This window comes from Streptomyces ossamyceticus (genome assembly GCF_001418475.1).
Taxonomy (GTDB): domain Bacteria; phylum Actinomycetota; class Actinomycetes; order Streptomycetales; family Streptomycetaceae; genus Streptomyces; species Streptomyces ossamyceticus.
The window spans coordinates 20,588-28,608 of the sequence record NZ_LIQX01000328.1; the positions used below are offsets into that span (position 1 = coordinate 20,588).

Sequence of the window (8,021 nt, forward strand, 5' to 3'; positions counted from 1 at the left end):
TAGGAAACGTGAAGGGGTGGTGAACCCCCAGGTTCACCACCCCTTGACACCGGGCTTCGCACTTGCCGCCCGCGCCTCGTCCCCGCGGCGCAGCCGCCGAAAGGGGCGCGGGGAACTGCGCGACAAGCCCCCACCGGCGCGAGGACGCACCGGCTTCCTCAGCGGCAGCGCCTACGCGTCGCCCCCCGCCGCCCCGGGGTCGGCCGCGGAGACGTCCAGCAGCTGGTAGCGGTCGATGGCCTGCTTGAGCACCGAGCGGTCCACCTTGCCCTCACGCGCCAGCTCGGTCAGCACCGCGACCACGATCGACTGGGCGTCGATGTGGAAGTACCGCCGCGCCGCGCCCCGCGTGTCCGCGAAGCCGAAGCCGTCCGCGCCGAGCGACTGGTACGTGCCCGGCACCCACCGCGCGATCTGGTCCGGAACCGACCGCATCCAGTCGGAGACGGCCACGAACGGACCCTCGGAGCCGCTCAGCTTCCGCGTCACGTACGGGACCTGCTGCTCCTCCTCCGGGTGGAGCAGATTGTGCCGCTCCACCTCGACCGCCTCACGGCGCAGCTCGTTCCAGGAGGTCGCCGACCAGACGTCCGCCTTGACGTTCCACTCGGCGGCGAGGATCTGCTGCGCCTCGACCGCCCAGGGCACCGCGACACCGGAGGCGATGATCTGCGCCGGGACGGCACCGGACTCGCCGGCCTTGAAGCGGTGGATGCCCTTGAGGATGCCGTCCACGTCCACGTCGGCGGGCTCGGCCGGGTGCTGGATCGGCTCGTTGTAGACCGTGAGGTAGTAGAAGACGTCCTCGCCGGGCCGTCCGTCGGCGGTCTCGCCGTACATCCGGCGCAGACCGTCCTTCACGATGTGCGCGATCTCGAAGCCGAACGCCGGGTCGTAGGCGACACAGCCCGGGTTGGTGGAGGCCAGCAGCTGCGAGTGCCCGTCCGCGTGCTGGAGACCCTCACCGGTCAGCGTCGTACGCCCCGCGGTCGCGCCCAGGACGAAGCCGCGCGCCAGTTGGTCGGACATCTGCCAGAACTGGTCGCCGGTGCGCTGGAAACCGAACATCGAGTAGAAGACGTAGACCGGGATCAGCGGCTCGCCGTGCGTCGCGTACGCGGAACCGGCCGCGATCAGCGACGCCGTGCAGCCCGCCTCGGAGATGCCGTCGTGCAGCATCTGCCCCGTCGGCGACTCCTTGTACGCGAGCAGCAGTTCACGGTCGACCGCCTCGTACTGCTGCCCGAGCGGGTTGTAGATCTTCGCGCTCGGGAAGAACGAGTCCATGCCGAAGGTGCGGTACTCGTCGGGCGCGATCAGCACGAACCGCTTGCCGATCTCCTTGTCCCGCATGAGGTCCTTCAGCAGTCGCACGAACGCCATGGTGGTGGCGATCGACTGCTGACCGGAGCCCTTCTTCACACTCGCGTACGTCTTGTCCTCGGGTAGCGGCAGCGGCTTCGCCCGTACGACACGGGTGGGCACATAACCGCCGAGCCCCTTGCGGCGGTCGTGCATGTACTGGATCTCGTCCGAGTTCCGGCCGGGGTGGTAGTACGGCGGGAGCCCGCCCTCCAGCTCCTTGTCGGAGATCGGCAGGTGCAGACGGTCGCGGAAGCCCTTGAGGTCGGCGACGGTCAGCTTCTTCATCTGGTGCGTGGCGTTGCGGCCCTCGAAGTTCGGCCCCAGCGTCCAGCCCTTGATGGTCTTGGCCAGGATGACCGTCGGCTGGCCCTTGTGCTCGTGGGCCGCCTTGTACGCCGCGTAGATCTTGCGGTGGTCGTGACCGCCGCGACCCAGGTGCAGGATCTGGTCGTCGGACATGTTCTCGACCATGGCGCGCAGCCGGTGGTCGCCGCCGAAGAAGTGGTCGCGGATGTACGCGCCGGTCTCGGTCGCGTACGTCTGGAACTGGCCGTCCGGCGTGGTGTTCATCTTGTTGACGAGCACACCGTCGCGGTCCTGGGCGAGCAGCGGGTCCCAGGTGCGGTCCCACACCAGCTTGATCACGTTCCAGCCGGCGCCGCGGAAGACCGACTCCAGCTCCTGGATGACCTTGCCGTTGCCGCGCACCGGGCCGTCGAGGCGCTGGAGGTTGCAGTTGACGACGAAGGTCAGGTTGTCGAGGCCCTCGCGGGCGGCGAGCGTGAGCTGTCCGAGTGACTCCGGCTCGTCCATCTCGCCGTCGCCGAGGAACGCCCAGACATGGGACTTGGAGGTGTCCGCGATCCCGCGCGCCTCCATGTAGCGGTTCATCCGCGCCTGGAAGATCGCGCCCAGCGGGCCGAGGCCCATGGAGACGGTCGGGAACTCCCAGAAGTCAGGCATCAGCCGCGGGTGCGGATAGCTGGACAGACCGTGCGGCGCCTTCGACTTCTCCTGGCGGAACGCGTCGAGCTGCTGCTCGCCGAGCCGGTCCAGCAGGAACGCGCGGGCGTAGATACCGGGGGAGGCGTGCCCCTGGAAGAAGATCTGGTCGCCGCCGTCGCCCTCCTCCTTGCCCCGGAAGAAGTGGTTGAAGCCCACGTCGTAGAGGGAGGCGGACGACGCGAACGTCGCGATGTGGCCACCCACGCCGATGCCCGGGCGCTGGGCCCTGGACACCATCACGGCGGCGTTCCACCGCGTGGCGTTGAGGATCTTCCGCTCGATCTCCTCGTTGCCCGGGAAGAACGGCTCCGCCTTGGTGGCGATGGTGTTGACGTAGTCCGTGCTGCGCATCTCGGGCACGGCCACGCGCTTCTCGCGGGCCCGCTCGATGAGCCGGAGCATCAGGTAGCGCGCGCGCTCACGCCCGCGCTGGTCCACGGCGGCGTCGAGCGAGTCGAGCCACTCCTGGGTCTCCTCGGGATCGAAGTCAGGGACCTGACTCGGAAGGCCGCCAATGATGATCGGATTGCGATCGGATCCGGAAGCCACGCTGTTCCTTAGCTGTCAGAGGGCCACTCTTCATGGGTTCTTCTGGGTGCCTGCACCGCCCCCCATCGTGTACCTCGAGGGCGCAAACGTCATCTCTACCGAGAGGTAACCAAGCTGGTCACCCGCTCTGTCACAGTAGGAAGGGCATGCGGCACTCGTACCCAAGAGCGGTTGCCGAATGCGCAAACCGGACAGAATGGTGTGGTGTGCGTCACGAGGCGCTGGGAATCGATGCCTGGAGTTGCGTGGACACGGCCCGGATCGTCACCGTTTCGGCGGTCTCGCAGGCTGGGTACTTGCGCGATCCGTCCCGCCCGTGTGGACTACGGCCAACGCTTCGCGTACGCGCGTGGCTGATTCCCCGGGGGCGACCCCACCCGAAACATGATCAGGAGGCAACCCGTGAGCGCGACCGCGGACCACGCGGAGGAGCGGACGAACCCTGCCGCGAGGCTGGGGTTCCAGCCCGAGCAGGTGGTCCAGGAGATCGGCTACGACGACGATGTCGACCAGGAGCTCCGCGAGTCCATCGAGGAAGTCATCGGCAGCGATCTCGTCGACGAGGACTACGACGACGTGGCCGATGCCGTCGTGCTGTGGTTCCGAGACGACGACGGCGACCTGACGGATGTGCTGGTGGACGCCACCACGTACATCGAGGAAGGTGGCTCGATCCTGCTGCTGACGCCCAAGACAGGGCGCGACGGCTATGTGGAGCCCAGTGACATCTCGGAAGCCGCGACGACCGCGGGGTTGTCCGCGTCGAAGAGCGTCAGCGTCGGCAAGGACTGGAGCGGAAGCCGTCTGGTGACGCCGAAGGCGGCGAAGTCCGGCAAGAAATAGAGCGTCGCCCGAGAACCCGGTGGGTTCTGCGTCGAGGCGGTCGCGACATCGTCGTGACCGGTCGCGCAGCTCCCCGCGCCCCTGGACGGGCGCCCCTACAGGGCCCGTCCAGGGGCGCTCCGTTTTCCCCGCCGGTCACCTGCGTAGGCTGGGTCACCCGAACAGCCCCACGAAGGGACGCAGGAAATCATGGCGATCCAGGTCGGCGACAAGGCACCCGACTTCGAGCTCAAGGACAACCACGGCGCCACGGTGAAGCTCTCGGACTTCCGGGGCGAGAAGAACGTGGTGCTGCTCTTCTACCCGTTCGCCTTCACCGGCGTGTGCACGGGCGAGCTGTGCGAGCTGCGGGACAACCTGCCGAAGTTCGTCAACGACGACGTCCAGCTGCTGGCCGTGTCGAACGACTCCATCCACACCCTGCGGGTCTTCGCCGACCAGGAGGGGCTGGAGTACCCGCTGCTGTCGGACTTCTGGCCGCACGGCGACGTCTCGCGCGCGTACGGCGTCTTCGACGCGGACAAGGGCTGCGCGGTGCGCGGGACGTTCATCATCGACAAGGAGGGCGTCGTCCGCTGGACGGTCGTCAACGCCCTGCCGGACGCCCGTGACCTGAACGAGTACGTCGCCGCGCTCGACACCCTGTGATTCTTCGGTTCCAAGGCCTGCGGTTCTCGGGAACCCGTCACTAGGATCGACACGTTGATCCGATACCAACGCACGACGGGGCTCCCCGCCCCAGACATCTATGGGAGGACTTCGTGGGAGTCAGCCTCAGCAAGGGCGGCAACGTATCGCTGACCAAGGAGGCCCCGGGCCTGACCGCGGTCATCGTCGGTCTGGGGTGGGACATCCGCACCACCACCGGCACGGACTTCGACCTCGACGCCAGCGCGCTGCTGCTGGACGCGTCGGGCAAGGTCAGCAGCGACGCCAACTTCGTCTTCTTCAACAACCTCAAGAGCCCCGACGGCTCCGTGGAGCACACCGGTGACAACCTCACCGGTGAGGGCGAGGGCGACGACGAGCAGATCAAGGTCAATCTCGCCGCCGTGCCGGTCGAGATCGAGAAGATCGTCTTCCCGGTGTCGATCTACGACGCCGAGAACCGCCAGCAGTCCTTCGGTCAGGTCCGCAACGCCTTCATCCGCGTGGTGAACCAGGCCGGCGAGGCGGAGATCGCCCGTTACGACCTGTCCGAGGACGCCTCCACCGAGACCGCCATGGTCTTCGGTGAGCTCTACCGGCACGGCGCCGAGTGGAAGTTCCGCGCGATCGGCCAGGGGTACGCCTCGGGTCTGCGCGGTATCGCCCAGGACTTCGGTGTGAACGTCTGAGCCACCGGGGAAGAACCATCCGGCTCAACCGTTCCGGCGCCGCAGTCGTCCTCGACCGCGGCGCCGGACGCGCTCCAACACCACAACTGAACACCTGCGAAGCTCGACAACGGGGAGGACCAGCACCATGGGCGTCACGCTCGCCAAGGGAGGCAATGTCTCCCTCTCCAAGGCCGCGCCGAACCTCACTCAGGTGACGATCGGGCTCGGCTGGGACGTCCGGACCACCACCGGAGCCCCTTTCGACCTCGACGCCAGCGCGCTGCTGTGCCAGGGGGGCCGGGTGCTGGGGGACGAGTGGTTCGTCTTCTACAACAACCTGACGAGCCCCGACGGCTCGGTGAAGCACACCGGTGACAACCTCACCGGCGAGGGGGAGGGCGACGACGAGTCGATCATCATCGACCTCTCCCGGGTGCCCGTGACCGTCGACAAGATCGTGTTCCCGGTCTCCATCCACGACGCGGACAACCGCGGCCAGTCCTTCGGACAGATCAGCAACGCCTTCATCCGTGTCGTCAACCAGCTCGACGGCCAGGAACTGGCCCGCTACGACCTCTCGGAGGACGCCTCCACCGAGACCGCGATGATCTTCGGTGAGGTCTATCGCTACGGCGGGGAATGGAAGTTCCGGGCGGTCGGCCAGGGGTACGCGTCAGGCTTGCGCGGTATCGCCCTGGATTTCGGGGTCAATGTGTCGTAGTGGCCTTCTGAGGGGTCCGGCGCTATATGCGCAAAACCTGGGGCCTGGTGGGGGACGAGGGGTGCCCGACTAGACTTCGGCATCGGAGTCAATGTTTGGTAAAGCCGCGCGCGGCGCGGGGGAACCCCGTACACACACGATTGGGTAGCCAGTGGTTCTGAAAACCTTCGGCTGGTCGTTCGCGGTCACCGCGCTCGGCTTGGTTGCAGCGGTTCTCTACGACGGATGGACGGCGCTCGGGCTCGTCGCCATCCTGTCCATCCTGGAGATCTCGTTGTCGTTCGACAACGCAGTGGTCAACGCCGGGATCCTGAAGAAGATGAATGCCTTCTGGCAGAAGATCTTCCTCACCATCGGCATCCTCATCGCCGTCTTCGGCATGCGCCTGGTGTTCCCCGTCGTGATCGTCGCGATCAGCGCCAAGCTGGGCCCGATCGAGGCCGTGGACCTGGCCCTCACCGACAAGGACCAGTACCAGCAGTACGTGACCGACGCCCACCCGTCGATCGCGGCGTTCGGCGGTATGTTCCTGCTGATGATCTTCCTCGACTTCATCTTCGAGGACCGGGACATCAAGTGGCTGGCCTGGCTGGAGCGCCCGCTGGCCAAGCTCGGCAAGATCGACATGCTGTCCGCCTGCATCGCGATGATCGTCCTGCTGATCACCTCGATGACCTTCGCGACCCACGCACACCAGCACGGCGGCACCCACGTCGACAAGGCGCAGACGGTGCTGATCTCGGGTCTCGCGGGCCTCATCACCTATCTCATCGTCGGCGGTCTCTCCAGCTTCTTCGAGAACCGCCTGGAGGAAGAGGAGGAGCGCGAGCACGAGGCGGAGGAGGAGGCGGAGCGCGCCGGGAAGCCGCGTTCGGCCGTCGCCCTCGCCGGCAAGGCCGCGTTCTTCATGTTCCTCTACCTGGAGGTCCTGGACGCGTCGTTCTCCTTCGACGGCGTGATCGGCGCGTTCGCCATCACCAACGACATCGTCCTGATGGCGCTCGGCCTGGGCATCGGCGCGATGTACGTCCGGTCGCTCACCGTCTACCTGGTCCGCCAGGGCACCCTCGACGACTACGTCTACCTGGAGCACGGCGCGCACTACGCGATCGGCGCCCTCGCCGTGATCCTGCTCGTCACCATCCAGTACGAGATCAACGAGATCATCACCGGCCTCATCGGTGTCGTCCTGATCGGCTGGTCCTTCTGGTCCTCGGTCCGCCGCAACAAGGCGCTGGCGGCCGCGGAGGGAAAAGCTGAGGCCTCCAAGGAGGAGGTGGCGTCCGGCGTCTGACCTCCAGAGAGGTACGACCCGGAACCCGGGGCCGGTGTGACCGGTTCCGGAGTGTGACTGCCCTCCAGGTGAGGGAACGCTCTCAGCGGGGCGGCCGACGAGGACTCGTCCTCGTCGGCCGCCCCGTCGGTGGTTGACGCGACGACACGGCAGTTGTGGGGCGGGCATGAGTTTCCTGGACAACCTCTGGCGCGGACGGGCCACCGAGTTCGACGCGGGCAACGCGGCGACCAACGCCATCGAGCTGACCAAACGGCACCAGAAGGTCTCCCTCAGCAAGCAGGGCGCCGCCACCGGCCATCTGCGCGTCAACCTGTCCTGGCGGATGCGGACCTCCGACATCGGCGGACCCAAGCGGCAGAGCGTGCTCCGGCACCCTTTCAGGGCGCTCAAGCCGGAGGAGGTCGTGGCGCACAGCCAGAGCATGGTCAACGTCGACCTCGACCTCGGCTGCCTCTACGAGCTGGCCGACGGGACGAAGGGGGTCGTGCAGCCGCTGGGCGGCTTCCTCGGCGACATCAACGACCCGCCGTACATGCGGCTCAGCGGCGACGACCGGTTCGGGTCGGGGTCCGGCGAGACCATGTACATCAACCTGGACCACCGCGACGACTTCAAGCGGATGCTCGTCTTCGTCTACATCTACGACCAGACGCCGGCCTTCGACCGTACGCACGCCGTCGTGACGCTGTACCCGAGCAACGGCCCCCGGATCGAGATCGGGCTCGACGAGCGCCATCCGCAGGCCCGGTCGTGCGCGGTGGTGATGATCGAGAACGTCAAGGGGGAGATCATCGTGCGCCGAGAGGTGAAGTTCGTCTACGGCTTCCAGGCGGAGCTCGACCGGCTCTACGGGTGGGGCCTGCAGTGGGGGCGCGGCTTCAAGACCAAGGCGGAGCGCTGACGGCGGCCCCACCCGTAGAGC

7 protein-coding genes are annotated in these 8,021 nt (G+C 67.1%); 6 read left to right on the plus strand and 1 reads right to left on the minus strand.

Features of this window, described 5'->3' with window-relative positions:
• Positions 1 to 171: 171 nt before the first annotated feature.
• The gene (gene aceE, locus AOK15_RS23950; protein WP_055520215.1) at positions 172 to 2,919 is read right to left on the minus strand and encodes a pyruvate dehydrogenase (acetyl-transferring), homodimeric type; all 2,748 of its coding nucleotides are present in this window, start codon (positions 2,917 to 2,919) and stop codon (positions 172 to 174) included.
• Positions 2,920 to 3,321: 402 nt separating this feature from the next.
• On the opposite strand from aceE, the gene AOK15_RS23955 reads away from it, so the two are divergent.
• The 6 genes from AOK15_RS23955 (at position 3,322) to AOK15_RS23980 (ending at position 8,000) form a co-directional block, all read left to right on the plus strand.
• Positions 3,322 to 3,762, plus strand: coding sequence for a DUF3052 domain-containing protein (locus tag AOK15_RS23955; RefSeq protein ID WP_055520217.1), 441 nt, complete (start codon positions 3,322 to 3,324; stop codon positions 3,760 to 3,762).
• Between the two features lie 189 nt (positions 3,763 to 3,951).
• Positions 3,952 to 4,410, plus strand: coding sequence for a peroxiredoxin (locus AOK15_RS23960; protein WP_055520218.1), 459 nt, complete (start codon positions 3,952 to 3,954; stop codon positions 4,408 to 4,410).
• 113 nt (positions 4,411 to 4,523) lie between these two features.
• On the plus strand, positions 4,524 to 5,099 hold the full coding sequence (locus tag AOK15_RS23965) for a calcium homeostasis/redox stress adaptation protein (RefSeq protein ID WP_055520220.1): 576 nt from the start codon (positions 4,524 to 4,526) through the stop codon (positions 5,097 to 5,099).
• Positions 5,100 to 5,226: 127 nt separating this feature from the next.
• Positions 5,227 to 5,802, plus strand: coding sequence for a TerD family protein (locus AOK15_RS23970; protein WP_055520221.1), 576 nt, complete (start codon positions 5,227 to 5,229; stop codon positions 5,800 to 5,802).
• A gap of 151 nt (positions 5,803 to 5,953) precedes the next feature.
• The gene (locus tag AOK15_RS23975; protein WP_055520222.1) at positions 5,954 to 7,096 is read left to right on the plus strand and encodes a DUF475 domain-containing protein; all 1,143 of its coding nucleotides are present in this window, start codon (positions 5,954 to 5,956) and stop codon (positions 7,094 to 7,096) included.
• A gap of 166 nt (positions 7,097 to 7,262) precedes the next feature.
• Positions 7,263 to 8,000, plus strand: coding sequence for a TerD family protein (locus AOK15_RS23980; protein ID WP_055520223.1), 738 nt, complete (start codon positions 7,263 to 7,265; stop codon positions 7,998 to 8,000).
• Positions 8,001 to 8,021: the final 21 nt, after the last annotated feature.